Source organism: Terriglobales bacterium, assembly GCA_035487355.1.
In the GTDB taxonomy this organism is placed as follows: Bacteria; Acidobacteriota; Terriglobia; order Terriglobales; family Acidobacteriaceae; genus QIAW01.
In genome coordinates, this window is record DATHMF010000055.1 from 1 (window position 1) to 25,677 (window position 25,677).

Sequence of the window (25,677 nt, forward strand, 5' to 3'; positions counted from 1 at the left end):
GCCTTACTGGCGTTTCAGGATGCGGCCATGCCCACCCACATCCTGGCGGCAACCTCGGTAGGCAGCATCAACGCGGCTTCCTACGCCTCGCATTCATCTTCTTTAGTGGGGAACGCAGAGTCGCTCATCGAATCCTGGACGCAGGTCAGCCCACCCGCAATGGGAATAGACTGGTCGCGTTATATCCTGATGCTGGCGGGGCTGGTCGCCGCGACTGCAGGGTTCTTCAACGCACTCCGAGGCTGGCTGCAGGAGCACGGCACATTTCTGCACGGCAGCTATCCTGTGCTGACCTGGCTCTCCCTGATGCTGGCGGGAATTTCTGTCCTGCTGCTCTACGATCAGATGCCCTACTTTTTTTATGTAGTTTCCAATTTTCTGCACCGCGGACATTGGAAGCCCGACATGAAGAAAGCCCTGCGCTCGCTTTCCGCCAACCTTCTGGTATGGGGCTTCGTTTACATTTTCCTGAATTTTACTCATCTTCACTTTTATAGCCGCGTGGTGCAATTTGATTTGAGCAGCAGGGTCCTCGCCCTAGTGCTTGTATTGCTGTTTGTGGCGTTGTGGTTTGTCATGCGTGAACGGCTGAGCTTGCTCAGTCACAGGTTCCTGCGCATGCCGCTGCGCTCAGGGCTTTTCCCAAATTACGAGCGCACGACATTTCTGCGCGGACGCATTGCCGCCGATCGTCTGCGCGCTTCGCCGATCCGCGTAATCATGACCGCCACGGACCTCGACGCCGGCAGAGCAAACTATTTCAGCAATGCATCTCCGGAAGAATTAGCCGGCGATCCAAATGTGGCGCAAACTTTTGTACGCTCTGAGGTCGTACAACCCGATGACCTGCTGCAGGCGGTGATTGCTTCTTCGGCATTTACCATTGTTTATGAGGCGGTGCCCATGCTGGGCCGGCTGTGGACCGACGGTGGAGTGATTACCAATCAGCCGATTCGTCCGGCGGTGCGGTTGGGGGCTGATATTTTATTTTTGGTGATGGTCCAGCCGGCCAACGCACCCGACAAATCTGCTGTGAAAACATTTATGGATGCCGGGGTGCGCGCCATGGATATCCTGATGGCCCGGAACCTGAAAGCCGACTTGCGTTTGCTCGACTACATCAATCGCATGTGCGTCAACTATGCCACAGGTCTGAACCTGCGGCCGGAGGAGATTGAAATTGAAATGGCGGGCGCCCGCTTCAAGTACATCAAAGCATTCACCATCAGCCCGCGCCAGCCGTTGGCAGCCACCTCGCTTGATTTCGACGGAGAAATTACCTCTCCCACAATTCTTGAAGGCTATCGCGACGGCCAGGGTGCGATTACGGAGTTCCTGGATTATTTGGGTAATCTCACCACATTGCGTCCGCGTCACCTGGTCAAGCTGGTGACGGAAGAACTTGCCGAAAAACAGACAGCACGGTGATCACGAAATAACCATTAAGCCCGCTTCTTGTATTTCATCCCTACACTAACTCCAGCATCCCTTTTTCATCAATGACCTTCACGCCCAGCTCGCGTGCTTTATCCAACTTCGAGCCGGCGTCGGAGCCGGCGACCACGTAATCCGTCTTCTTGCTGACCGAGCCTGATACCTTTCCGCCTGCATCCTCGATCAGCTTTTTGGCCTCGTCGCGGCTATGTTTCGCCAAAGTGCCCGTCAGGACAAAGGTCTTGCCCGCCAGCTTGGTTCCGCGCTGCTTCTTTACGCCACGAAATTGCAGACCGGCATCTCCCAGGCGCTCTACCAGCTTGCGATTTCTTGGCTCCTGGAAAAATTCAATAATGGACTCCGAGATGCGCGGTCCGACTTCATTCACTTCTTCCAACTCTTCCGCGCTGGCCTTCATGAAGGCCTCCATGGAACCGAAATGCTCGGCCAGGAATTGGGCGGTGCGCTCGCCCACAAAGCGGATGCCGAGACCCAGAATCACACGCTCTAGTGGCAGCTTCTTGGAAGCCTCAATTTCATCGAGCACGTTTTGCGCCGACTTTTCGCCCATGCGCTCCAGTTTCAGCAAGTCGTCTTTGGTGAGTTGATAAATGTCGGCAACGTTCTTCACCAATCTGCGATCGGCGAGCTGATTGACCAGGGCATCGCCCATGCCTTCAATATTCATGACGGAGCGTGAGGCGAAGTGCAAAATGCTTTCGCGTATTTTCGCCGGACAACTGACGTTGACGCAGCGATGGTCGGCCTCACCCTCAACCCGCACCACTTTACCGCCGCACTCCGGGCAGCGCTCCGGCATGGAGAAGGTCTTTTTGCCACGAGGATGGTCTTTGTCATCCAGCACCCGCACAACTTTGGGGATTACGTCTCCGCCGCGCTCGACCATCACCCAGTCGCCAATCTTTACGCCCAGCCGCTCGATCTCGTCCTGATTGTGCAGTGTTGCCCGGGTGACGGTGGTGCCGCCGATGACAACGGGTGAGAGCGCTGCAACCGGAGTGAGCTTTCCAGTACGGCCCACCTGCACCAGAATGTCCTCGATTTTGGTGACGCCGGAGCGCGCAGCGTATTTGTACGCAATGGCCCAGCGTGGGGCCTTGCCCGTGAATCCCAACTCCTGCTGAATGGAAGTGCTGTCTACCTTGATGACGATGCCGTCAATCTCATAAGGCAAGGAGTCACGCTTCTGCTCCCACTTCTGGATAAAATCAAGCACCTCGTCCAGCGAGCCGGCCCGCGTCCAGTTGGGATTGACCTTGAATCCGGCAGCCGACAGCGCCTCTAGTGATTTAGCGTGGGAGTCAAAGAAGTAGTTTCCTTTCTGCAGGAGAAAGTAAGCATAAAAATCGAGGCGGCGCTGCGCCACGATGTTTGGTTCCAATTGCCTCAGAGTGCCGGCGGCAGCATTGCGCGGATTGGCAAATTTGGGAAGATTATTTTTTTCGCGCTCCTCGTTCATGCGCTCGAAAGACTTGAGGGGCATTAATACTTCGCCCCGCACTTCAAAATCCTGCGGGATACCGGCCTTCTTCAATGTTTTGGCATCAATGCTCAGTGGCACCGAGCGCATTGTGCGCACGTTGGATGTAATCTCTTCGCCTATGCTGCCGTCTCCGCGGCTGATGGCGCGCTCCAGCGTGCCGTTCTTGTACCAAAGCGCCAGCGACATGCCATCGAGTTTCAGCTCGCAGACAAAGGCGACTTTATTTTGCCCGCTGAGCTCATAGACACGGCGGCCCCAATCGCGCAGCTCTTCTTCGCTGTAGGCGTTGTCGAGCGAGAGCATGGGGCGCGAGTGTTCAGCTTTGGCGAATCCCTCGCGCGGCTTGCCGCCAACGCGTTGCGTGGGGGAATCGGATGTAATCAGCTCGGGATGCGCCGCTTCCAGACGCTTGAGTTCCTTCATCAGCAGGTCAAATTCGGCATCGCTGATTTCAGGGTTGTCGAGCACATAATAACGATGCTCGTGATAGCGGATTTTTTCACGCAGCGCCTCAATCTGCGGCGCTGCACCTTTGCCCGGTGGATTCTTCGCTCCTGCAGCCATGGCAGGATTATACTTTTCAATTGGATCCGCTCACACACCTCCTCACCGGCGCGTGCATGGGCCGCGCCGGATTGAACCGCAAGACGGCCCTGGCCACAATTACCCTGGCCATTTCAGCCGAGATCCCTGATGTAGATATCGCCGCCTTTGTGAAGGGGCCGGTTGTCGCATTTGCATGCCATCGCGGCTTCACCCACACGTTTTTGGGCGTCCCCTTTGATGCCGCCTTCACGCTGGGCACTGTGTATCTGTTCTGGCGTCTGTTCTCGCGCTGGAACAATCGCAGAAAACCTGTGCTTAAGGAACCCCATGAGCCCGATTCCCCACCCCCGCCTTGGCAGGTTCCGCGTTGGGGATTGCTTTTTATTTACGCCTGCATCGGCGCGCTGAGCCACATCCTGCTCGACTTTACCAACGCCTACGGCGTGAGGCCTTTTTCGCCGTTCTATGGCAAGTGGTATTCGTGGGACATTGTTTCTATCATCGAACCCCTGCTTTGGGCGGCACTGATTTTGGGGCTGGTTGTTCCCGCGCTTTTTGGCTTGATCAACGAAGAAATTGGCGCGCGCGGCAAACGCCGACAGCTTCGTGGACGCGCCGGCGCCATAGCAGCGCTGCTCTTTATGGTTGCGCTGTGGGCGGTGCGCGATTTTGAACATCGCCGTGCGCTGGGTTCGTTGGAAACTTTCTTGTACGAGGGTGCTCCACCGCTGCGCGTTTCCGCCTATCCCTACAGCATCAATCCGTTTCAGTGGCATGGCGTGGTGGAAACCAAAGACGCGTTCAAGCTCTTGCCCGTGGATTCGCTTACTGGCGAAGTGGATCCCCAGGGAACCGACAGCACTCGCTACAAGCCGGAAGAGACGCCAGTAACCCTGGCAGCTAAAAAATCTTATCTCGGCCGGGCCTTTCTAAGCTGGGCGCAGTATCCGATCACCGAGACCGAAGAACACACCGACCCGGCGCACGCGTACACAGTCCGCTTTATTGACCTCCGCTACGCGTATCCCGGCCTTACGAATACTCCATTGACCGGCACGGTTGACTTGGACCAGAAACTCAATGTAGTTCACGAATGTTTTGGGCAGAATTGCAAGTAACTTACTTGGTCACGGCCTGCGCGGCTGTGGCTTGCGGGCGTTCGATGCGCACGAGATGAAGCGTGATGGTGCCCCATCCCAGGCGGCCGCGCATCTGCACAGGAATGCGATCGGCGTCGTCGGAGTACCAGATCCAGATATGCCCTTTGCTTCTCTGCAGCGCGACGTTGGGCTCCGGCTGTACGCGCAGTGTGTTGAACGTGCCGGCATCGGTCTTGATCTGCTCGCGCGCTTCGACCCTCATTTCCAGATCTATGGTCTTGCCGCCATCGTTGATGGGGAAGGTGTAAGTCTTGCCTGGTTCCAGGGGCAGCGAGGCCACATAGAAAAGCCCGCTGAGCACGTCGGTAGAGCATGCCGGTATATCATTCTCCAGGTGTCTTTTCTCTCCCGTTTTGGGATTCAGTTCTTCCCAGACAGCTTTGCGGTGGCCATAATCGAACTGCAGCTTGCTATTGCGGCGGCGGGCGCCTTCTTCCGTGTTCTTGGTGATCTCCGCCGAGCAGAATGTTTTAGGGTCAAAGAGGGACTGGAAAGAATCGTGCACGTGGAAGAGCCGCGCCACAAAGCCGGTAGCATCCGCCGTAGCTTTCACGCGATACTGGCCAGATGGGTCTGGTTCTATGGTTAACGTCCCCAGTCCAGCGGAAAAAAGACGCCACTCCGCTTTGTAATAAAACGTGGTACCGAGCGGGAAGCGATATGTTCCCGGCGGAGGAGCAATGCGCGAAGCATTTTCCATAACAACTTCTTGCCGGGCCGGCTGCGGAGAGTTGCTCCTGGCTGGTTGTTGGGCATGGATTTGAGCAAGAAGGCTCAGAACCATTCCCGCCAGCAGGCCTGCGCAAGAAACAAAAATTTTCCGCCTAAGATCAGAAAACATGGGTTTCAAGTGGGCTTTATTGATTAAACCACACTATTTTGACGATAAGTGAAACTATCATGACCGCTGCACCCAAAAGGGAGTTGTACTCACGATGTTTAAGGTAAAGCTCGCGCGAAAATCCTGCATCTACCTTACTGGAATCGGAAACAGCCCCTTTCGACAACCGTGGAAACAAGCGAGGTACGCGCCGCGCGTAATCTTCATAGTCCGGAAACTGAGAGCGGAGGAATGCTTCTTCCGAACGGATCACAGGCACATAAATCACCAGAAAAAGCACGACCAGTATGACCACGATCCACAGACTTCGAGCTGCAACCGCAAACCCGGCAGCCATGATAATCGAGCCCAGGTAAAGCGGGTTGCGGGTATAGGCGTAAGGTCCAGTGCTCGTTACTTCGCGGTTTTTCTGCACGTGGCCTGAAGCCAGGGCGCGCAGCCACATTCCAGGCAGCGCGATGCACCCGCCGGCAATCAGCGACCACCACCTGGGGTGCGCCAGCCACCAATAAACGATGGCTAGCACGAATCCCAACGGGACCCGGATGCGGCGGGCAATTGCCGGCCATCCTGCGCTCACGGGAGGCCTCCCAGAAGCTTGCTGGCTGAAGAAAATACGTCTTCAACCGTAATCTGCAACAGGCCGCTCTCGGGCACAGAACGGCGCGCATGCGAGGTTTTGCTTTCAGCGCTGCGTAAAACAACGATGCGATTGCCGTTGGTGCCATGCGGGCCGTAGGGGCCATTGCGCACTGGATTGGTTGGTCCGTAAATGGCGACTACGGGAACATTCTGCGCCGCCGCCAGGTGCACTGGTCCAGTGTCGCCGCCAACAAAAAGCAGGGCGCGGCTTGTGAGTGCAATCAATTGGGCGAGCGAGCAAGAGATGGCTTTGGCCGCGCCTTCGCTCGCTGCTTCTATTTCGTGGGCCAGGGTCTCTTCTCCGGGACCGACGTTTGCAATTGTCGCCAGCCCGGATTGCTTGAACTGCTTTGCCAGTGCGCCGTAACGAGCCACGGGCCAGCATTTTGCTCCCCAGCCGGCGCCGGGGTTCATCATAACGAAATTGCCAATGCCGTTGCGGCGCAGCTCAGCCGCACACCAGGACTCGGCTTCCACATCGCGCGGGAAAGGAAACTCGATATGCAGATCGTTTCTACCGCTGATGCTTTCAGCCAACTGCATCCCTTGTTCAACCACGTGCGCCGCTGGAGTGCGAACGGCTTGCGTATAAAACAGATGGGCGAGCGATTCGCGAGGCTTGGCAAAGCCTATGCGCGTGCGCGCTCCGCTCAGACGTCCCAGGACTGCCGAACGAATAGCAGCCTGAAGATCAATGACAACGTCGTAGCCAATTTTTTTCAACTCGCCGATGACGGTTTTAATTTCCTTCCGCGTGGCTGCCGAGAGCGGAGAAGATCTCCATGCACGTGTGTTAACGCGATGCACTACATCTACCAGCGGCTGTGCCGGTGAACGGCCCTGGGACGACGCAGAAGGCGCCGAGATCAGATCGGTCCAGCGGTCTTCAATGACCCATCCGATAAGAGCAGAAGGAAAGGCCTGGCGCAGCGCTGCCACCGCCGGCAGGCTGTGAATGATGTCTCCCATCGCGCTCATGCGCGTGACGAGAATACGGTTCCATTGAGGTTGGGCACGCAAACGACTATTTTCGCAGAATCTCAGTGCTGGAGTGATTTTTTGGATCGCCTACAATTTCCACGCGTCCGCCACATTCAATGACCACGTCGCGTTCCGGGACAGTTTCTGCGGTGTAGTCGGTGCCCTTGGCGTGGATATCGGGACGAATCTCGCGGACCAACGCACGTACATCCGGCTCAGGAAAAATTACCACCGCATCCACATCGCTGAGCGCCGCCAATAGTTCGGCTCGCTCGTTTTCTGGTGTGTGCGGACGCCCCTGGCCCTTCAAAGCCCGCGCGGACGCATCGGAGTTCAGGCCAACAACAACTCTTGCGCGCCTTGCCAATTCTTTGGCGGCGTGCAAATAACGCACATGACCTACGTGCAGCAGATCGAAGCAACCGTTGGTGAGAACAATGCTATCGCCGGCTGCGCGCCATTCGGCCACCTGCTTGCTGATTTCCTGCCGGCTGAAAATTTTACTGTTACTCATGATTCTGTCTTCTGAATGGCTTCAAGCAGCTCTTGCCGTGAAACTGTGGCCGTGCCGCGCTTCATCACCACAATGCCACCGGCCACGTTGGCCAACCTTGCGGCTGATTCGGCATCAGCCCCGGCGGCCAGGGCCGCTGTAAAGACGGCAATCACGGTATCGCCGGCGCCGGTCACATCCGTTACTTGGTCGGAGCCGGAGATGGGGATCTCGACCGGTTTCTTGTCGCGGCTGAAAGCCACCATGCCGTCGCGACCGCGGGTGATGACCAGCGACTCCAGCTTCATGCGCTGCAACAAAGTTTTGCCGGCATTCATAAGTTCTGCGTTATCGGCGCCAATTTTCAGGGAGAGCGCCTCTTCCACTTCAGGCTCGTTGGGAGTAGCGGCGGTGATGCCGGTGTATTGCAACATGCGATAGCGGGAATCAAGGGTGATAGGCATGCTATCCAACGCTCCGCGCGAGCGTATGGCGTTCAGGATCTCAGGAGTGGCTGCGCCATAGCCGTAGTCGGAGATCAAAAATGCATCGGCGGCACGGGCATATTGCCGGCTGGCAAGAATCAACTCCCTCACGACATGGCGGTGCAGCGGTCCTTGTGGTTCGCGGTCCACGCGCACTACTTGCTGGCGGCTGGTGTGGGCCATGCCGGCCAGAATGCGGGTCTTGGTCACCGTGGTGTGGCCCTTGATCTTTTGAATTCCGCTGATGGGTATGCGCCGCTGGCGGAACTTCTGCAGCAGCAGGCGTCCGGGCTCATCGTCGCCTACAACGCCCACGGGCAGCACATTCACATCGAGTGCGGCGAGATTGTAGATGGCATTGGCCCCGCCGCCGGGCACAACCGTGCGCTCGCGGTGCTTGAGAATAAGCACCGGGGCCTCGCGCGAAACCCGGGAGATTTCCCCGAAGACAAATTCATCGGCCACTAAATCAGCCAGTACCGAAACCGTGACCCGGGGAAGGCCCTCCACAATCTTGGCCAGTGTGTTGGTGTGCTTATTGGTCATGTCGTAATCCTAAATTGTCTCACGGCGTGGCCTGGGGACGTGTGGCGATTGTTGTCAGCAAGGATTCCACGGCTGAATCTGCGTCCTGCAGTTCCATGCGAACCGGAACCGGGAAAACAGGGGCGAGCCGCTCGGCAAATGCTCCCAGATTGATAGCGTCTTTTTCGGTGGTGACAAAGCCCTGGACTTTTTTCTGGTCGCGCTGGCGCAGCAGGTGCTCGATATCTTTTGCGGTGTAAACATGATGATCGCGGAAGGCAATCGTGGCGGCCGGCTCCAGGCCGCTCTGCTGCAAGGCGCGGAAAAAATTGTTAGGACGGGCGATGCCGCAAAAGGCAATCTGTCCCGGCGGGGTCTCGCCAATGCGGATGCTGCGGTCTGCTTTCCACAAGAATTTGTCATGGGTTTCGATGCGGCCATCCAGCGCACGGTCCATCAGAACAATGGCGCTCGAGCGGTTGAGCGAACTGAGCGGCTCACGCAGACGTCCCATGGGGAAGAGCCGGTCTTTCAGGTCGCGTTCGGTCAGCAAGACGATATCGAAATCACGCACCAGCGCACGGTGTTGAAAGCCGTCATCCAATAAATGCAACTGCGGGCCGAATTTTTGCTCGGCATAAACGCCGGCGTCGTAGCGGCTCTCTCCCACGATTACGGGTACGTGCAATTTGCGGGCTATCAGCAGAGGTTCATCGCCAAATTCACGGGCGCTGCCGGCAGCATCAACCAGGCGCACGCCGCCCGTGGCGCGACCGTATCCGCGAGAGAGCACGTCGAATGGAATGCTGCGCGCCTTGAGCAGCTCTCCAAGCAAAATCAGGAAAGGAGTTTTGCCTGCACCTCCCATGGAAAGGCTGCCAACGCTTACCACCGGCCCGTGCAATCGGCCGGAAAAAAATCCGCTGTCGTACAGCAGATTGCGCACGGCAGTGATTGCGCCATAAGTGGCAGAAAAAGGGTTCACCGGATCGATTGCTCCCTGAGTGGCGGATTCACAACAGAAGAGCTAGTCATCAGTTCCTGCAGCGCTTTGGCAGTTCGCGCGGTGGCGCCGGTCTGAAGCTTCATGACTTCCGCGGCGCGCTGCCCCAGAGCTTCCCGTTCTGAAGTGTTTTCCAACAACTGCAAAACTACATTGCTCAAGTCGGCGTTGACGTTGCCCACGCGAAAGCCGTGCACCGTTTTAACCGCGTTTGCGGTTTGGAAGATGGCGACGATATCGCGAAAGTTTTCCATATGCGGCCCTACCAGGATGGGCACTCCAAAATAGGCCGGCTCGAGAATGTTATGCCCGCCTCGTGGAACCAGGCTACCGCCGACAAATGCAATGGTGGCCAGCGCGTAAAGAGCGGCCAGTTCGCCGATGCTATCCAGCAGCAGCACGCCTCCGCTCAACGACGCTTGCGGATCGAGCTGCGAGCGCCGCCAGAAATTCAAGCGCGTCAAGCCGGGCAAGTGAGGATAGGTCCCGGGCGGCACACCAAAAGAAGAGACAAGCTGCGCGACGGCATCGAAGCGCTCAGGATGGCGTGGCGCCAAAATCATTACTGCCTTGGGATATTTGCGCAGCACCTGCTGAAACATGCCCAGCAGCGGAAATTCTTCGCCTTCGACCGTGCTGCCGCAAACCAGGATTGGGAAGACCTCGGATTTCTGCAAACGCTCTTTGAGTTCTTCCTTGAGAGGAACCGCTTGCGGCGGCTGAACATCGAATTTCAGGTTGCCGCTGGTGGCTACCTGCTCCGGCAATGCGCCAATTTCGATGAGACGTTTGGCATCTTCCGGGCTCTGCGTCAGGAAAAGGTCCACGTTTTGCAAAAATCGGCGCAACACTCCGCGCCAGCGCCGGTATCCGCCATACGAGCGGTTCGAGATGCGCGCATTGACAACCGCGACCTTCGCCCCCGATCGCCTTGCCAGCCGCAGAAAGTTTGGCCAGAACTCGGTCTCGGCCAGGATCACCAGCTTTGGCTGCAAACGCTTGAAGTACGGACGTATGGCAAAAGCAAAATCCAAAGGGAAGTAAAAGACGTTTTCCTCGCCATGGCGCTCGCGCGCCAGCTTCTGCCCGGCGGCGGTGGTTGTGGAGAGGAAAATTCGGGTGCCTGGGTTCGCGGCAGACAGCTCTTTGATTAACTGTCCCACGGCCAAGACCTCGCCTACGGAGACAGCATGAATCCAGATGCAGCTTTGTTCTTTAGAGACGTAGCAAGCTACGTCTCTACCACAGAGTCTGGTGGGAACCGCGCCCAGCCGCTCCCGCAATCCGGCGCGATATTTGTCGTGACGCAACATGCGAAAAAGCCACCATGGCGCCGAGAGGAGCAGAGCCAGAGTCGCCGCCAGACTGTAGAGCAGGTACATGCAGAGGTCTGGACTATTCTAAACGTTTGTCTGACAGGGCCGTCTCCGGCCAGGCGGCTTTGAATTGGCAACAGGCAGCGGGGAACTGCTTATAATCAGAGCATGACTTCGAACCACGTCTTACAGATCGCACGCTATGCAGCAGCCTGCGCGCTGTTTTTCTTCTCCGTGGCGCAGGCCAAGGAGGAAAAGGTCTACACCGCTCCGCCGGTCGTGCATGCCCGCACCTGTGCCGCGCACCAGGAAGACCCGCAGGACAAGGTGACGATTGCGGTTGATGCGTATGATGGTCCTCCTAAATCTGACATCTTCACCGTGGAATATCAGAAATATGGTCTGCTGCCAGTTCAATTGATCGTTTCCAATGATGGAGACGATGCCATCTCGCTCAAGGGCCTGAAAGTCGAGTTGGAAACCGGCCGCAGGGCGAAACTGGTAGCGCTTCGAGAAGACGAAGTCATTGAGCGGCTCTTTCGCCACGGGCAGGTTCGCCCCCACGTTCAGGGTCCTTCACCGCTGCCGATTCCATTGCCGCACAAATCCAGGACGTCAGACGCGGAAAAAGCCCACGAGGAGCTCGACCGCGCCCGCTTCTCCTACCTTGCGGTTGAGCCACACACCACGCGAGCCGGCTTCCTGTTTTTCGATTCGAGCCTGGTGAGCGATGCCACTACGGGCTCTTACGTATATGTCAGCGGGGTGCACAACGCCCAGGGCCAGGAGCTCCTGTATTTCGAGATACCGCTGGAGGGAAGTACGAAGTAAGCCTAACCACGGTTGGAAAGGACGCCCATGAGCAACGCAACGAAAAACACCTGGAGCAAAGTTGCCATGATCCGAAGGGTTATGCCGGCTGCTCTATTGCCGGTTTTGATTGCCGTGGCCGCCCTGCCCGGCAATTCTCAGTCGAACCCTGACCTGCAGACATTCTTTCAGCAGGACATCGGGCTGAGTCAGGATCAGATCGCCGCCATCGGAAGCGGACAGCCAGTCGCAAAGGCCCTGCGGTCCCGTACGCCGGCCGAGGTCTTCTTGTTCGGCGCGATCTACATCCATGCTGCTCCTGAGAGCTATCTTCAGTTTGCCCGCGATTTCAACCGCCTTCGCAAGCTTCCCGACTATCTGGCGCTCGGTGTGTTCAGCAATCCTCCGCAGCTTTCCGACTTGACGGGTTTTTCGTTCGACAGCGATGACATTCAGGCCTTGAAGAGTTGCAAGCCCGGCGACTGCCTGGTTCAGATGCCGGCGAGTTCCATCGAAGAGCTTCATCGATCCATCGATTGGTCTGCCGCCGACGTGAATGAACAAGTGAATCAACTCCTGCACAAGACGGCACTACAGCGTCTTCTCGCCTACCAAAACGAGGGCAATGAAGCCCTGGGGGTTTATAACGATAAGCGTGACCCAACGGAAGTCTCCCAGCAGTTCGCCTACATGCTCAGCTACGACAAGGCCTTGCCAGAGCGCCTGCCGGATTTCTACCATTACCTTCTCGCCTATCCCAAGGCCAAGCCCGCGAACGTCGAAGACACGTTCTATTGGGCAAGGGTGAAATTCGGATTGAAGCCGACGCTGCGTGTCGTGCAGGTCGTAACCATGCGCGGGAACCCTGGCGACCAGGTAGCCTATGCCATCGCCGAAAAGCAGCTCTATTCGAGCCACTACTTCGAAACGGCGCTGGATCTCTCCTTCTGTGTCCGCAGGAGTGACGACCCGAAGCAGCCCGGTTTCTATCTCATCGTGGCCATGGGTTCCGAGCAGACGGGTCTGACTGGTTTCAAGGGATCGATAGTTCGAAGGGTTGCGGTGGGCCGCTCGGTTTCAAATCTGCAACACGCGCTCACGACCATCAGGAACACGCTGGAAGGGAACCAGTAGGCCCCTCTGGAGATCGGCCAACTTCCTAACCTTTCGCTATAATTTCTAGAACCATGTCCACTGTTTCCGAGGCCGCGGTGCAGGCAGGCTCGAAATATGAGCCGGTGATCGGGCTTGAGGTCCACGTTCAACTGCTCACCGCGACCAAGATTTTTTGCGGATGCTCCACCCAGTTCGGCTCGCCACCGAATACGAATGTATGTCCGGTGTGCCTGGGGCTGCCCGGGGCGCTGCCGGTGCTCAACCGGCAGGTAGTAGAGTTTGCGGTGTTGGCCGCAATGGCACTGAACTGCCGCATCAATGAAACTTCGATCTTTGCGCGCAAAAACTATTTTTATCCGGACCTGCCCAAGGGATACCAGATCTCGCAATACGACAAGCCGCTGGCCGAGCACGGATACATTGACATTGAAACGGCCGCAGGAGGCGCCAAGCGCATCGGCATCACCCGCCTGCACCTGGAAGAGGACGCGGGTAAGAGCCTGCACGAGGGTTTTCATGATTCCGGGGAGCGCAGCTACATTGACCTGAACCGCTCGGGCACACCGCTGGTTGAAATTGTGAGCGAGCCCGATCTGCGCTCGCCGGAAGAGGCTTTCGAATATCTGACCCGACTGAAGGAGATCATTCTTTACACCGGGGTGAGCGACTGCAACATGGAAGAGGGCTCGCTGCGCTGCGATGCCAACGTGAGCATCCGCCCGCGCGGGCAGAAAGAGCTCGGCACCAAGACCGAGATCAAGAACGTAAACTCGTTCCGCTTCGTGCGGCAGGCGCTGGAGTACGAGATCGAGCGTCAGATTGAAGTCGTAGAAGAGGGCGGACGCATCACCCAGGAGACGCGCCTCTACAACTCTGCTGAAGGCCGGACCTACGGCATGCGCTCCAAAGAGCATGCCCACGATTACCGTTACTTCCCCGAGCCCGATCTTTTGCCGCTGGTAGTGGATAGCCAATGGCAGCAGAAGATCAAAGCCAATTTGCCGGAGCTGCCTGAAGCGCGGCGGTTACGGATGGTCAACGAATATGGCATCACCATGCAGGACGCTGGAGTGCTGACCTCGACCCGCTCGCTGGCCGACCAGTTTGAAGAGGCCGCCCGCGCCGCCAAGAACCCCAAGAAAGTCGCCAACCTGGTGCAGAGCGAACTGATAGGCCGTCTGAAGGCGCAGAACCTCGGAATCGAGCAGTCGCCTATCTCGATGAAGGGCGTGGCTTTCTCGGCTGACCTGGTGGAGTCGGGCGCCATCTCCGGCAAGATGCTCAAAGACCTCTACGACCTGGCCTTCGAGCGCAACCAGGATTTTCCTGCGATTTACGAAAAAGAAAAACCTCAGCAGATCAGCGATGACGCCACGATTGAGAAGATGATTGATGAAGTGATCGCGGCCAGTCCTAAACAGCTTGAGCAGTACCGTGCCGGCAAGACTACGATCATTGGATTTTTTGTTGGCCAGGTGATGAAGGCGTCAAAAGGCCAAGCGAACCCGGAAAAAGTGAATGAGCTGTTGAAAAAGAAGCTGGGATAGATCTTGAGATCTATTTCTTGCCAGCGAGCGCGGCTTTGAGGATCTCTACCTTCCCCGGTACTCCAAGCTGCTCGGCAGATTCAAGAGCATTCTCTCCTTTTGCGTTGCGGATGGAAGGATTCGCTCCGTTCTCCAGCAACATTCGGGTGACATCCAAATCAGGTGTATTAATAAGCGGCGTAGTTCCTTGTTTGTTTTGTGCGTTGACGTCGGCTCCAGCTTTGATGAGCAGCAATGCTGCGTCGGCATCCCATGCAGCTTTGATCAATGCTGTATCGCCTTCCTGATCACGTGCATTAGGATCGGCCCCTGCGGCGAGAAGGAGACGTACAACTGCTGCCCGATTCACTTCTGGTGGTTCTGCCCCAGAGTGCCATTCCCCAACAGCTCCCATTAGCGCCGTACTGCCATCATTCGATCGTACATTTACGTCCGGATGATATTTGAGGAAAAGCTCGACCAACGCAGGAAGTCCTGAAGATGCAGCTTCCATTAAAGTTGTTCCTCCCGACTCATCGCGCAAATTAGGATTGGCCCCATAATCCAGCAATAGCCGAACGGCTTCTACGTTCCTGCTTCTTACCGCCATGGAAATCGCCTTGTCTTTGCTTTGCGGGTCTTGCGTTGTAGCACCAGCTTCTAGTAAAACGCGAAGCATCGCGCTGTCTCCACGGAAAGCGGCTTGCGACAAAGCATTGTCTACTTCGACTGGGACTGTTTTGCTGTTTCCTCCACTGAGAGGCACGCCCGCCGCGACCAATGCACGAACTGCCTCAGCATCACCACGTTGCGCCACTCGCACCAGCGTGCTGGCGGCCTCAGGTGATTTGAAATCCCACTTCTCTTCCATCAGGCTGCCCACGGTCGCAGCATTTCCCTTTGTCCAGCGTTCCGTATTTGCCAGCCGATCAATGCTCTCCTCCAGCTTGGAGACGGCAAAGGGCATCCCGACTTCCTCTCCGACATAGTCCATAACTTTCTTCAATCGGCCGTCAATCTCCATGGAAGTTTCATAAGCCGGATTGTCCGTCACTTCACATATGTATTTATCGCGCAGCGAGTAATAGTCCGCTTCACGGAAAGCATCTACGATTTGGTGCACGGTTTCTTGAGAAATGGACCCGTGATGCTGGCCTTGTACGGCAACGTAGGCCTTACCTTCATACAATACGGTTCCGTCGCCCTGGATCTCGACCTGGTATGCGGGGCACGCTCCAAAACATCCGGTACGCTGCAGGGTGATGCGCACAGATTTCCAGTTATGGATCTCAGGAAACGGTATGTGTTGCAACGGCTTCAGCTCAGGAGGCAACACGCGCACCCAATCGTCAAATTTGGCCCAAACGGCATGACCATTCCGCTGGAAGGGTTGATATTTGTTGTTTTTTGCCAATGCCTCAGCTTGGGATTGAAGACCAGGCGGTATGTTGGGCGGTATGTCCTCGTCTTTGGCTGCTGATATTGCCACCACTGCGCCATTGGGATCAACTGTTATCTTAAGGCGGATGCCTCCCATCCCAACTTGTGCTTGCTCTTCTGGCTTCAGTTTGATGCGGATGAGAGGAATATCGCCGATTCGGTGGCTCTGAACTTCTTCTGCGGAGACCGCAACCGGCGACTCTTTATTCTCTGTAGGCTTCGCGGTCTCTTGTCTCTGTGCTACGCAGATCATCGTCACAAAAAATGCCGCAGCAAGAAGCAATGCGAGAGTGAAGGTGAGCTTCTTCATGATGAAGCAAATTATCCCACCTAAATAGACACCACGGTGCGGTAATTACGGTTAAAAAATCTTCATAGCTGCGGCTAGTGGCGACCATGGTGGTGGCCATCGTGGTCGTGGTCATGATGCTCATGGCCATTGTGGTCGTGATGCCGGCCACCGTCATGACGGTAAGTGTAATCGTGGTTGTAATAAGTGCGGTTGGAATAGCTGTTGGAGTTGCGATAAGAGGAGCTGCGATACACACCTGTACATCCCACGCTCATCAACAGAACGGCAACAACGCTGGCCAGAAAAAGGCGTTTCATCTTGCCCTCCAATGATCAGGGGTTCTATAGGCTACTTGTACTGCGTCCCGGCCGGAAATACAAAATCAATTTCCTTGCCCAAAACCAGGTTTGGACAGAAAACAGGATAGGACATTGAGTGATTAAATCATCGGATCATCGAATTTGGAGCCGCTGCTTTTTGCAATGAATCAATGACCCGATGACTCAATGATTCAATCACCTGCTCGATTCCGCTCCCTCAAACAACTTCCACAACTGGTCGCGACCGGCGCGGTAGAACTCAAAGCTCTGGGTGGTAGGGCCCAGGCGGCGGAAGAGCAGTTCAGCGTGCGAGTCGCCGTCGGCGTCAACCGCGTCTATGAATTGCAGCTTGCCGATTACATCCATGTGATCGTCGTCGGTAATTTCAGAAAACAACTTTCTCAAGTCGCCACTCGATTCCTGCCGCACCACGTAGGTGATGTAGGCATTCAGAGGAGCAGATTTCGCTGGCGCCAGCTTCTTGCGCAACGCGCACTTGGCGGTGAGCACAAGTTCGGCGTCGTTGTCGTAGTCGAGATCGAAGGCCTGAATGCTGGGCGTAAAGCTGTCGGCAGCTATCACGCGCGTGGACTTGCCGGCATAGGCTGTCAGCTCCGCCAAGGCCTGTTTTTCGATCGCGTCCGTAAGACGCTGCTTCTCATCTGCTGTCCAGGGAAATTTATAGGAGTGCGTGTCATAGGCGGTGGCATCGGATATCGCGACTAGGAATTGTGGCTCCCCTTGCCCTCTTCTTTTCAACACAGGGGCAGGACCTTTCAGAGGCGGAACTGAAGATGTTGCAACTCCTTTTTCAGGGGTAACCGGTTCCGGCTTACGCTCGGCCTCCCGCTTACGCTCGACCTGCGTGGGTGCCGTGGATTCCTCAGAGCCCGCAGAAGCGCGGCGGCGCAGCGCAGGCCGATTGGGATCAGATTCAGAAGGATCAGCATCACCTGCAGAAGGCGAGCCAGGCGTAGCCTGCTGATCGGGCTGAGCAGCAGCCTCAGCCGGAGTTGGAGTAGGCGCAGGCTGGGCTGAAGTTGGGGTTGGCGACGGTGTTGGCGCAGGTGTAGATGCAGGCTGCGACGCAGGCGACGCGCTTCCGCCGTGCTTCAGGTGCGGCCTCTCGTCCGTGTCTTGCAAAGACACCGGCACAGGTGAGGATGGTGCCTTTTTGGCTGCAACAATGCTGGCTGCCGATTTCCATTTTCCGCTGGCCAGCCAATCGTCTTTGGACTTGCCGGTGCTTTCGATGGTAAACAGACCCAGTGACTCTCCGTTCTGCTGCACGTCATAGACGGTCCCCGGCTCCAGCGCCATGGGCACAGGATTGACGTAGTAGATGGTGGCGTCCTGGTATGTCTTGTTCTGAAAGATGCTGATGGCGTGCAGCCTGGCCGTAGCGGGTATCTTTAGGTCCTTATCAATAGGAACCGTAGCGGGAAGCTCGAGCACCGCCAGGGCGCGTATCCTGGCACGTGCTTTCTTCTGCGCGGCACAGGTTGATGGGACAACCAGCGGCAAGGTGATGGCGGCGACCGCCAGAATCCGGTATAAATACCTGACCGGTGAGCGGAGGGCGAGCGCTGACGCGCGCGAGCCAGCCGCGAGGGCGTAGCAGCGCGGAGCCCTTGGGAAAAAAGACGCAAATCGTTTTTCGTAAGCAAGGAGCGCAATCATGAAAGTCAAAGGCAAAGCACCTGATTTCAGCATCCCTGATGAAACCGGGAAAACCGTCCATCTGAAGGATTTCCGCGGCCAGGAGGTTGTGCTGTTCTTCTATCCTAAGGCTAACACTCCCGGCTGAACCCTGGAAGCGTGCGGGTTCCGCGACGCATACAGCAAGTTGCAAAAAGCCGGCCTGGTGGTCCTGGGCATCTCTGCCGACAGCCCCAGCGCCCAGCTTAAGTTTAAACAACAGCACGATCTGCCCTACACGCTGCTGGCTGACCAGGATAAAAAAGTGGCGCAGAAATTCGGCGTCCTCAAAGAGAAAAATATGTACGGCAAGAAGGTGATGGGTATTGCCCGTACGACGTTCGTGATTGACAAGGAAGGCAAAATTGCCAAAGTCTTCGAGAACGTGAAGCCCGAAGGGCACGCCGAAGAGGTGCTGGCTGCGCTCAAGGACGGCAACACAGCCGGATCATGACGTATCCGTTATCCCTCTGTCATATTGAGCGGAGCGCAAGGAGACAACCTGCAGCAAGTAGCTGGATCGCCGCATCTTCCTGTCATGTTGAGCGGAGCGCCGCGATCCTATCTCAGAGAAGAGAATCTGAAGCGCGGAGTCGAAACATCCCGAAGATGCTGAAAGAGCCAATGCAGATTCAGGGACTTCTCTTCCATGGAATGTCTATACCGTTTTAACTATTTGTGTGGGGTTCTATAACTTTTTGTCATCCCGACCGGAGCCGCGCACTTTGCGGCGGAGCGGAGGGACCTGGGTTTTTGCGGGCTACAAACGCAGCAATGCTCCAAATCTCGACAAGTCACAGGAATACCGCTATGCTGCCCGGCTGGGGAAACCGAACCGGCGTAAGCCGGAGTCGGTTGGATCACCGCATCTTCCTGTCATGTTGAGCGGAGCGCCGCGATCCTACCTCAGAGAAGAGAATCTGAAGCGCGGAGTCGAAACATCCCGAGGATGTCTTCAGAATAAATGCAGTGTCAGGGAATTCTCTCGATACAGCCGCATGCTAAATAACTTTGCAGCGAGCTGCGGCTTTCTAAAGACTTTTAATTTTTAATGTAAGGTAAAAAGTGCTTAGGATGAATAATGAATCTGTAGGGGCAGCGTAGAATTGCCGCTATTCGCGGGGTTAGAGTATGCCATTACCGTATCTATTCCACTGCAAAACGTGTCATAAGCCCATTCTGCTCCCATGTGAAACGCTTGCGCGCACGCTTGAAGATATAGCACTCCAATCCAAGGATGCTTCGCTTGTAGCCGTTGCATGTCATCACTGCAGCCATGTTCATACTTATGCCCTGACAAACGCGGAGCCGCTGACGGACGATGCCAAGGGTATGGAGATACTCTCGAACCAAAGCGGAGATATGGAAGTCGTTGCAACTCTCCTATGCGATGCGCAAGGTTGCGACAGTCTGCTACCACTATTCGCGCAATGGAGTGCGACCACCACTCCCGCAGAGAAGCAAACCGCCGCTGCCGCTTGGACATGGGCAGATATGACTTGCCAAAGTGGACATCCAATACGTAAGCCCGTCGTTGGTTCAGAGTCCTTTGTTTCCCTGAGCTGTCCGAATGGGAAACGAGAGGATTCGCAACGCTGTGATGCAATATTTGAGTATCCTAGAGATTGGTTTGAAGTAGGCAAGCGTATGGAGTGTCCATTCTGTGGGCTCACATTCAAACTTACCGCTGAACACATCCAAGAGCTTAAATAGGCTGGCAACACAGATTTAGCCCACTGCCCCTTTGAGGTCCGGCTTTACAGCCTTGCTTCCGGCAAATTACACTAGTTGTTTTGCAGCAGCTTGATCGGCGTCCGTTGAGGGACCCCCTTTGGCTCCGAGGTGAACGCGAAGCGATCCCCGGGCTGTCGAATTTTTAGAAATACACGCGAAGGAGAACTTTTCGATGGCAGAGAAGAATGTGGATGAAAAGGTTAAGCAGATCATCGTGGAACAACTGGGTGTAGATGAGGGTGAAGTCACGCCCAGCGCCTCGTTCGTAGATGATCTGGGTGCGGATTCACTGGATACGGTGGAGCTGGTCATGGCTTTCGAAGAGGCTTTCGACATCGAGATTCCGGACGAGGATGCGGAAAAGATCAAGACTGTGAAAGATGCGATTGATTACATCGCCAAGAATTCGAAAGGCGGAAAGTAGTTGGTTCTAGAAGCTCGAAGGGTCGTCGTCACAGGCTTGGGGCTGATATGCGCGGTGGGCAACACCGTGGAGGAGGTATGGAAGAACCTCCATGCCGGCCGGAGCGGGGTCCGGCGTATTACGCAATTTGACGCCTCCGAATTCGCCTGCCGTATTGCGGCCGATGTCAAAAACTTCGATCCTCTCAATTTCATCGAAAAAAAAGAGCTGAAGAAGATGGCCCGCTTCATCCAGTTGGCGCTTGCTGCAACTGATGAAGCCATGAACATGAGCGGCCTGAAGATCACGCCGGAAAATGCCACGCGCGTGGGCGTTCACATCGGCTCCGGCATTGGTGGTTTCGATGTCATCGAGCGTGAGCACAGCGCGCTGCTGGCTGGCGGTCCACGCAAGATTTCGCCGTTTTTTATTCCGTCGGCCATCGTCAACCTTGCGGCCGGCCAGGTCAGCATCCGCTGGGGGGCCAAAGGGCCCAACGAGGCCACCTGCACCGCCTGCACCACCAGCGCCCACTCCATCGGCGATGCTATGAAGATCATCGCTCGCGGCGATGCCGAGGTCATGATCGCCGGCGGCAGCGAAGCCGCGATCACTCCCATGGGCATCGGTGGATTCGCCGCCATGCGTGCGCTTTCCACCCGCAATGATGAACCGGAAAAAGCCAGCCGCCCCTTCGACGCCGGACGCGACGGCTTTGTGGTCGGCGAAGGCGCCGGCATCCTGATTCTTGAGGACCTGGAGCACGCCCAGCGCCGTGGCGCAAAGATTTATGCGGAACTAGTCGGCTATGGCATGAGCGCAGACGCGTATCACATTACCCAGCCTGCGGAGGGCGGCGAAGGGGCTTACCGCGTGATGTTGAACACGCTAAAAGATGCAGGCGTCGGTCCTGAAGTCGTGGATTACGTGAACGCGCACGGCACTTCCACGCCCCTGGGGGATCGCCTTGAGACCATGGCCATCAAGGCCGCCTTTGGCGAGCATGCGAAAAAACTGCCGGTAAGTTCAACCAAGTCCATGACCGGGCACGTGCTCGGCGGCGCAGGTGGCATTGAAGCCGGCATCACGGTGCTGGCCCTGCGCGATCAATGCCTGCCGCCCACGATCAATCTGGAAAATCAGGACCCCGAGTGTGACCTGGATTACGTCCCCAACCACGCGCGCAAAGCCAAGGTTGAGTACGCCTTAACCAACTCCTTCGGCTTCGGCGGCACCAACGGCTGCCTGCTGTTTAAACGCTGGGCTGAGTAGGTCTGATTCGCTGAGTAGCTCTGTTTCAACGAAGAAAACTGCGAGCGAAGCGTGCAGCAAAGGTGGGAAGTCCCCCGGGCTTTATTGATTCCTGTATTAATAACGCCCTAATTGCGCCGCTTGCGGCGCACGGTGGGAGCCCCCGGCTTTAGCCGGGGGTAAACGGGCTTAAAAATCGGGCTTTAGCCCCGGCGGAGCAGGATCAACGTCCGCTCCAGGCCGTGCCGATGACCACGGGTATTCACTCGCGACCAAGACCAATCCCGCGCGAACGGGATTTTCCCAAATATACTTGCGATGATAGGCGTAATCATCCACGTCCCGTATGCGATGCTCGTTGTTTCCTGCTTGCCATACTTCGTCACGAAAGGCAGCTTCTTTCTTGGCACGGAACGAAAAGCCTCCTTTGATGAATTGCATTGTCTTCTCAAGGGAAATGTCCGGCGCTGGAGTGAGCAGCAGATGAATATGGTCGGGCATAAAGACGTATTCGTGAATGGCGTATCGTTTCTTTTCGCGGTCGGCGCGCAAGAGATTTAAAAGAAGCATTGGCAAAGTTTCGGCGGTGAACAATGATCTTCTTTGATGGGTGCCGGCTGTTATAAAAAATGTTCGGATATTTTGCGGAGCTAACTTCATGGCTCACCGGGGCTAAAGCCCCAATTTTATTTCATCCTTACCCCCGGCTAAAGCCGGGGGCTCCCACCGGCGCCACTCGCTTCGCTCGCAGCGACTAGGTTTACGTTTTTGAGCTTTGATCTTGCACAACAAGGCGCATATCCAGAGAAATCGTCGGGAATGCGTGCGGGCATACCCATGACCTTGCAGCGCGCTTTGCGCGCAACGGGTGGGAGCCCCCGGCTTTAGCCGGGGGTAAACGGGTTTAGAAACGGGCTTTAGCCCCGGCGGAGCAGGATCAAGGTCCGCTCCACTCGCGACCGAGACCCATGGGGTGCCGGCTGTTATAAAAAATGTTCGGATATTTTGCGGAGCTAACTTCATGGCTCACCGGGGCTGAAGCCCAATTTTATTTCATCCTCACCCCCGGCTAAAGCCCGGGGCCGGAAAACATTTCTATCAGTTCGAATACACGCTGCCAGGGGCTCCTTGAGTGGATTTCTCCGGGAACTATCGCGTTCGTTCCGGTGTCAAATCTTGATGTGTTCCCGCTCACGAAATGGCTCTGGCGGCGTCTCAGTTCGAGGCGTGCCTGTCTCATCTACATCGCATTGGTTGTGATCTTGGCAAGCATAGGCATCGCCTTTCACCTGCAATCTATGCTTTTCGCCAGGCGAGTTAATCGGATGGTGACAGCGTTGTCGAGTTTGAAAACCGGCGTAACCTCCAGGGCGGAAGCACTGTCGCTCCTGCCCGAGCTCACCTTCACCCGGCCGGCGGATGGACTCTTCGACGTCTGCAATCCACGCTACATAGACAAGGCCGAAGAGTGCTCCTATCTCATCATCGATTCGCGGGCCACGGACGGGCTGTTTGCTCTTATCAACAAGGTCAGTGACTATACGTCTCCTTATCTGACCGATGACACATACTTATCTGTACTGAAGTATTGGGGATTCCGGTATTACCGATTCATCGTGCGTGTGCAGTTTCGCGAAGGTAAGGTGTCGGACTTCGGTTATTCGTTGGCAATCTCGGGACGAGGCTACAAGTCTTACGAGCTGATCCACGCTGACGTTGATTGCAGCAAACACTTGAGCGAGATAGGGCAGGATGAAAGCCCGCATTACCGCGTAATCCATCCTACCCCATGGGCCGAAAGCAGCATCACTGTGGACTTCACTTCGCATGCGCTCCGTGAGCTGCTGCAGCACGCTTTCCATCCACAACTAAAGTGCATGTGGCTTTCTTTTGCGGGATGCAAAGAAGCCAACCAGGTGCTTCCCGAAGCAGAAAACGACAGATTGAGAATGGAAAATGCAGCCTCTTTCTGAAAAAACCCTGTAAAGACTTCAATTAAATTTTCCACCGGAGCTGAAACAAAACTTTACTTTTCCAGGCTGGATTTCTGGGTTGCTGAGAAGTACAATTCTTCCAAAGTAAGTAATTACTTACTTACTTACTTTAAACGAGGCGCTTAGTAATTTTGCGTTGACGTCGTATTGGCCCAAGTGTCTCAGGCCGTAAAGACGAGGGCGAACCCCATCAAACCCAGGCTCTGGGCGAATGAAGAATACGCACGACAATGCAAGAAAGCCGAGGAGCCACATGCTCAATTCTTGCGTTGTTTCAGCTTCGCAGCAGCCTTCTCGATTCCCGGGCTGGGCAGCCTGTTTTGGACTGGCCTGCCTGCTTGCGCTGACTGGGTGCGCTGCTATACAGGTTCGCATGGGATCGAAGATTTACCTCGACAAGACTCCCGTCACCTCCATGCAGGCCAGCCTGCCTAAAGGTCCCGGTATTGCTCCGGGAGAGAAGTCCCCGCTGGTGGTGGCGTTAACTGGGCCGGACGGCACGGTATTAATGACGGAAGGGGCAGGCCACGGCAAGGTCCTGTGGAAGGACCTCACGGTCACGGCAAATGTGGCGGTGGCCAACAAGAAAGGCATTGTGTCTCTGCCCCAGGATCCCAGGATCAGTGAGGGGAAGGCGCCGCATGTCACCATTACAGCGCCCAGCCATCCTGGCATCCAGGCAGAGCTCGACATTCCCATTCGGTATGACTACAACTACACCGCGAATTTCTACGGCAACAGTGGCTCCAAAGGTCTCGACGGCAGCGATGGAATTGGCGGCATGAGCGGTAGCATGGGCTCCATGGATCCTGAACATCCATCTGCGGGCGGCGACGGCTCGAATGGGAGTAGTGGCAGCGATGGCGGGCGTGGAGGATCTGGAGAGGATGGGCCGCCAGTACAGGTGAGGGTGGCGCTCAGGTCAGGGAACCATCCGCTGCTCCAGGTAGGTGTATCCGCAGGAGGCGGTGAGAGGCTGTTCCTGATGGATCCCCAGGGAGGTTCCCTAACGGTAAGCTCCGAGGGAGGCGCCGGAGGGGCAGGGGGGAAGGGCGGACGGGGAGGACGGGGAGGCTCTGGGGGTATCGGAACGCCCAACGGACGGGACGGAAGCGATGGCTCCAGCGGAAGTGATGGCTTGGAGGGGTGGCGGGGGAGTGGCGGGAAAATCACCGTAACCTACGATCCGCAAGCCAAACCCTTCTTGAGTGCGATCCGGCTCTCCAACCCAGGGGGCCCAGCCCCGGTATTCAAGGAAGAACCGGTAGCTCCCCTGTGGTGAGCGATTAGATCTCTTATGAGCCTTTGTTCTTGGCTAAGAGCTAAGGGCTAAGAGCTTCTTGAGCTGAGTGCCTGGGGTGCCCCAACTCGCGCGTCCAGCGCGTGTGGGAACAAACTCATCGTGCTCGAGAATGCACTTGATGATATGAATGACAACTTGAAACTCGAAACCTGAAACTGTTCTTAAAAGTCAATACTTTAATACCATAATGGTACCAGTTGTTCTTGGGGCCAAACTGGTATCATCCTGCTGCATTCCACCCAATCCATGCCACCCTATCTGATGTACCGGAAAGGAGGTACAAAAAATGGGTTTTAAAGAACTTTTCAATGACAAACCCCGCTGCCAGCACTTCAGCGAAGACGGCAGCCGCTGTAAAGCCGATCCCCAGACCGGCAAACCCTATTGCTTTTTTCACGACCCCGACCAGAAACAAAAACAAGCCGCAGCCCGCAAGCAAGGCGGCCAGATCCGTAGCCGTCCGCCTGAGGTCATCCTGCCGCCCGGCTACAAGCCTGGCCCCCTGAAGGACCTCTCCCAGGTTCACCAGCTTCTGGAAGACATCGCCAACTACGTCTGCAGTGGAGAAATGGACCTGCGCACCGGCCGCTTCCTCTGTCACCTCGGCAATTCCGTACTCGCGGTCCTGAAACAACAAGCTCGCGAGCAGCGCCAGGCCGCAGGCGAAGCCGCCCGCGCAGGCAAAAAACCGCACTATGACCGCGTCAGCCTGAATATCGCCCCGATTGCCCCTAACTTCAATTTCGATTCCGAGAAAAACGTCCCAGGCACGAAAGCCATCAGCCCCTACTCCCCGGCCAACAAGCAAGACACACCAGAAGACAAACCAGATCTAGCCCGGCAAAACACCGTCAGCCCCG

23 protein-coding genes are annotated in these 25,677 nt (G+C 56.2%); 11 read left to right on the forward strand and 12 right to left on the reverse strand.

All coding sequences use genetic code 11. The features are described 5' to 3' along the window. The coding region (locus tag VK738_11240; GenBank protein HTD23222.1) for a patatin-like phospholipase family protein at nucleotides 1-1,428 on the forward strand (1,428 nt) is incomplete at its 5' end. Between the two features lie 40 nt (nucleotides 1,429-1,468). Here VK738_11240 and ligA read toward each other — a convergent pair. Further along, nucleotides 1,469-3,502: an NAD-dependent DNA ligase LigA gene (gene ligA / locus VK738_11245; GenBank protein ID HTD23223.1), complete on the reverse strand. Its 2,034-nt coding sequence runs from the start codon at nucleotides 3,500-3,502 to the stop codon at nucleotides 1,469-1,471. 20 nt (nucleotides 3,503-3,522) lie between these two features. Here ligA and VK738_11250 point away from each other — a divergent pair, with 20 nt between their 5' ends. Beyond that, nucleotides 3,523-4,602 carry a metal-dependent hydrolase gene (locus VK738_11250; protein HTD23224.1) on the forward strand — a complete coding sequence of 360 codons (1,080 nt, stop codon included), beginning with the start codon at nucleotides 3,523-3,525 and terminating at the stop codon, nucleotides 4,600-4,602. Nucleotide 4,603: 1 nt separating this feature from the next. On the opposite strand, the gene VK738_11255 is transcribed toward VK738_11250, so the two are convergent. From VK738_11255 to VK738_11285, 7 genes are read right to left on the reverse strand one after another with little or no spacing between them, the layout of a single operon-like run. Beyond that, nucleotides 4,604-5,485, reverse strand: coding sequence for a DUF3108 domain-containing protein (locus VK738_11255; protein ID HTD23225.1), 882 nt, complete (start codon nucleotides 5,483-5,485; stop codon nucleotides 4,604-4,606). 16 nt (nucleotides 5,486-5,501) lie between these two features. Beyond that, nucleotides 5,502-6,065: an isoprenylcysteine carboxylmethyltransferase family protein gene (locus VK738_11260; GenBank protein ID HTD23226.1), complete on the reverse strand. Its 564-nt coding sequence runs from the start codon at nucleotides 6,063-6,065 to the stop codon at nucleotides 5,502-5,504. Further along, nucleotides 6,062-7,147, reverse strand: a complete 1,086-nt coding sequence (locus VK738_11265; GenBank protein ID HTD23227.1) for a glycosyltransferase family 9 protein — start codon at nucleotides 7,145-7,147, stop codon at nucleotides 6,062-6,064. Before VK738_11265 ends, VK738_11260 begins: the two co-directional genes overlap by 4 nt. Nucleotides 7,148-7,151: 4 nt before the next feature. Next, complete coding sequence (locus VK738_11270; GenBank protein ID HTD23228.1) at nucleotides 7,152-7,622, reverse strand: adenylyltransferase/cytidyltransferase family protein; 471 nt, start codon at nucleotides 7,620-7,622, stop codon at nucleotides 7,152-7,154. Continuing rightward, on the reverse strand, nucleotides 7,619-8,632 hold the full coding sequence (locus tag VK738_11275) for a PfkB family carbohydrate kinase (GenBank protein ID HTD23229.1): 1,014 nt from the start codon (nucleotides 8,630-8,632) through the stop codon (nucleotides 7,619-7,621). Before VK738_11275 ends, VK738_11270 begins: the two co-directional genes overlap by 4 nt. A gap of 19 nt (nucleotides 8,633-8,651) precedes the next feature. Continuing rightward, entirely contained in the window at nucleotides 8,652-9,596 is a 945-nt protein-coding gene (lpxK, locus tag VK738_11280) for a tetraacyldisaccharide 4'-kinase (protein HTD23230.1), read from the reverse strand. After that, complete coding sequence (locus VK738_11285; protein HTD23231.1) at nucleotides 9,593-10,996, reverse strand: 3-deoxy-D-manno-octulosonic acid transferase; 1,404 nt, start codon at nucleotides 10,994-10,996, stop codon at nucleotides 9,593-9,595. The genes lpxK and VK738_11285 overlap by 4 nt, the downstream gene beginning before the upstream one ends. 102 nt (nucleotides 10,997-11,098) lie before the next feature. Here VK738_11285 and VK738_11290 point away from each other — a divergent pair, with 102 nt between their 5' ends. The 3 genes from VK738_11290 to gatB are packed head-to-tail and all read left to right on the forward strand — an operon-like array spanning nucleotide 11,099 to nucleotide 14,403. Then, the gene (locus VK738_11290; GenBank protein HTD23232.1) at nucleotides 11,099-11,761 is read left to right on the forward strand and encodes a hypothetical protein; all 663 of its coding nucleotides are present in this window, start codon (nucleotides 11,099-11,101) and stop codon (nucleotides 11,759-11,761) included. A gap of 27 nt (nucleotides 11,762-11,788) precedes the next feature. Further along, nucleotides 11,789-12,874, forward strand: coding sequence for a hypothetical protein (locus VK738_11295; GenBank protein ID HTD23233.1), 1,086 nt, complete (start codon nucleotides 11,789-11,791; stop codon nucleotides 12,872-12,874). A gap of 53 nt (nucleotides 12,875-12,927) precedes the next feature. Further along, nucleotides 12,928-14,403 (forward strand): Asp-tRNA(Asn)/Glu-tRNA(Gln) amidotransferase subunit GatB, encoded by a 1,476-nt coding sequence (gene gatB, locus VK738_11300; protein HTD23234.1) that lies wholly within the window; start codon nucleotides 12,928-12,930, stop codon nucleotides 14,401-14,403. 10 nt (nucleotides 14,404-14,413) lie between these two features. Here the strand turns inward: gatB and VK738_11305 are convergent, their stop codons facing one another. The 3 genes from VK738_11305 to VK738_11315 form a co-directional block, all read right to left on the reverse strand. Further along, the gene (locus VK738_11305) at nucleotides 14,414-16,132 is read right to left on the reverse strand and encodes an ankyrin repeat domain-containing protein (GenBank protein ID HTD23235.1); all 1,719 of its coding nucleotides are present in this window, start codon (nucleotides 16,130-16,132) and stop codon (nucleotides 14,414-14,416) included. Between the two features lie 74 nt (nucleotides 16,133-16,206). After that, complete coding sequence (locus VK738_11310; GenBank protein ID HTD23236.1) at nucleotides 16,207-16,431, reverse strand: hypothetical protein; 225 nt, start codon at nucleotides 16,429-16,431, stop codon at nucleotides 16,207-16,209. A gap of 198 nt (nucleotides 16,432-16,629) precedes the next feature. Then, complete coding sequence (locus VK738_11315; GenBank protein ID HTD23237.1) at nucleotides 16,630-18,123, reverse strand: hypothetical protein; 1,494 nt, start codon at nucleotides 18,121-18,123, stop codon at nucleotides 16,630-16,632. Between VK738_11315 and bcp the strand changes: the two genes are divergently transcribed. The 3 genes from bcp to fabF all read left to right on the forward strand — a co-directional run bounded on the left by bcp (nucleotide 18,113) and on the right by fabF (nucleotide 21,541). Next, entirely contained in the window at nucleotides 18,113-18,586 is a 474-nt protein-coding gene (gene bcp / locus VK738_11320; GenBank protein ID HTD23238.1) for a thioredoxin-dependent thiol peroxidase, read from the forward strand. The two genes, VK738_11315 and bcp, sit on opposite strands and share 11 nt — an antisense overlap. A gap of 1,452 nt (nucleotides 18,587-20,038) precedes the next feature. Beyond that, on the forward strand, nucleotides 20,039-20,290 hold the full coding sequence (gene acpP, locus VK738_11325; GenBank protein ID HTD23239.1) for an acyl carrier protein: 252 nt from the start codon (nucleotides 20,039-20,041) through the stop codon (nucleotides 20,288-20,290). Further along, nucleotides 20,291-21,541, forward strand: coding sequence for a beta-ketoacyl-ACP synthase II (fabF, locus tag VK738_11330; protein HTD23240.1), 1,251 nt, complete (start codon nucleotides 20,291-20,293; stop codon nucleotides 21,539-21,541). It abuts the gene before it with no gap. 168 nt (nucleotides 21,542-21,709) lie between these two features. On the opposite strand, the gene VK738_11335 is transcribed toward fabF, so the two are convergent. Continuing rightward, nucleotides 21,710-22,180, reverse strand: a complete 471-nt coding sequence (locus VK738_11335) for a transposase (GenBank protein HTD23241.1) — start codon at nucleotides 22,178-22,180, stop codon at nucleotides 21,710-21,712. Nucleotides 22,181-22,857: 677 nt separating this feature from the next. Between VK738_11335 and VK738_11340 the strand changes: the two genes are divergently transcribed. From VK738_11340 to VK738_11350, 3 genes are all read left to right on the forward strand, one after another. After that, entirely contained in the window at nucleotides 22,858-23,493 is a 636-nt protein-coding gene (locus VK738_11340) for a hypothetical protein (protein ID HTD23242.1), read from the forward strand. A gap of 274 nt (nucleotides 23,494-23,767) precedes the next feature. Continuing rightward, nucleotides 23,768-24,796, forward strand: a complete 1,029-nt coding sequence (locus tag VK738_11345) for a hypothetical protein (GenBank protein HTD23243.1) — start codon at nucleotides 23,768-23,770, stop codon at nucleotides 24,794-24,796. A 307-nt stretch (nucleotides 24,797-25,103) separates the two neighbouring features. Further along, the coding region (locus VK738_11350; protein ID HTD23244.1) for a hypothetical protein at nucleotides 25,104-25,677 on the forward strand (574 nt) is incomplete at its 3' end.

Coding starts and splice junctions, on each gene's coding strand:
- ligA (HTD23223.1), bottom strand. CDS start 3,502: ATGGCTGCAGGAGCGAAGAATCCACCGGGCAAAGGTGCAGCGCCGCAG.
- VK738_11255 (HTD23225.1), bottom strand. CDS start 5,485: ATGTTTTCTGATCTTAGGCGGAAAATTTTTGTTTCTTGCGCAGGCCTG.
- VK738_11270 (HTD23228.1), bottom strand. CDS start 7,622: ATGAGTAACAGTAAAATTTTCAGCCGGCAGGAAATCAGCAAGCAGGTG.
- VK738_11275 (HTD23229.1), bottom strand. CDS start 8,632: ATGACCAATAAGCACACCAACACACTGGCCAAGATTGTGGAGGGCCTT.
- VK738_11285 (HTD23231.1), bottom strand. CDS start 10,996: ATGTACCTGCTCTACAGTCTGGCGGCGACTCTGGCTCTGCTCCTCTCG.
- VK738_11290 (HTD23232.1), top strand. CDS start 11,099: ATGACTTCGAACCACGTCTTACAGATCGCACGCTATGCAGCAGCCTGC.
- VK738_11295 (HTD23233.1), top strand. CDS start 11,789: ATGAGCAACGCAACGAAAAACACCTGGAGCAAAGTTGCCATGATCCGA.
- gatB (HTD23234.1), top strand. CDS start 12,928: ATGTCCACTGTTTCCGAGGCCGCGGTGCAGGCAGGCTCGAAATATGAG.
- VK738_11305 (HTD23235.1), bottom strand. CDS start 16,132: ATGAAGAAGCTCACCTTCACTCTCGCATTGCTTCTTGCTGCGGCATTT.
- VK738_11310 (HTD23236.1), bottom strand. CDS start 16,431: ATGAAACGCCTTTTTCTGGCCAGCGTTGTTGCCGTTCTGTTGATGAGC.
- acpP (HTD23239.1), top strand. CDS start 20,039: ATGGCAGAGAAGAATGTGGATGAAAAGGTTAAGCAGATCATCGTGGAA.
- VK738_11335 (HTD23241.1), bottom strand. CDS start 22,180: ATGAAGTTAGCTCCGCAAAATATCCGAACATTTTTTATAACAGCCGGC.
- VK738_11345 (HTD23243.1), top strand. CDS start 23,768: ATGCTCAATTCTTGCGTTGTTTCAGCTTCGCAGCAGCCTTCTCGATTC.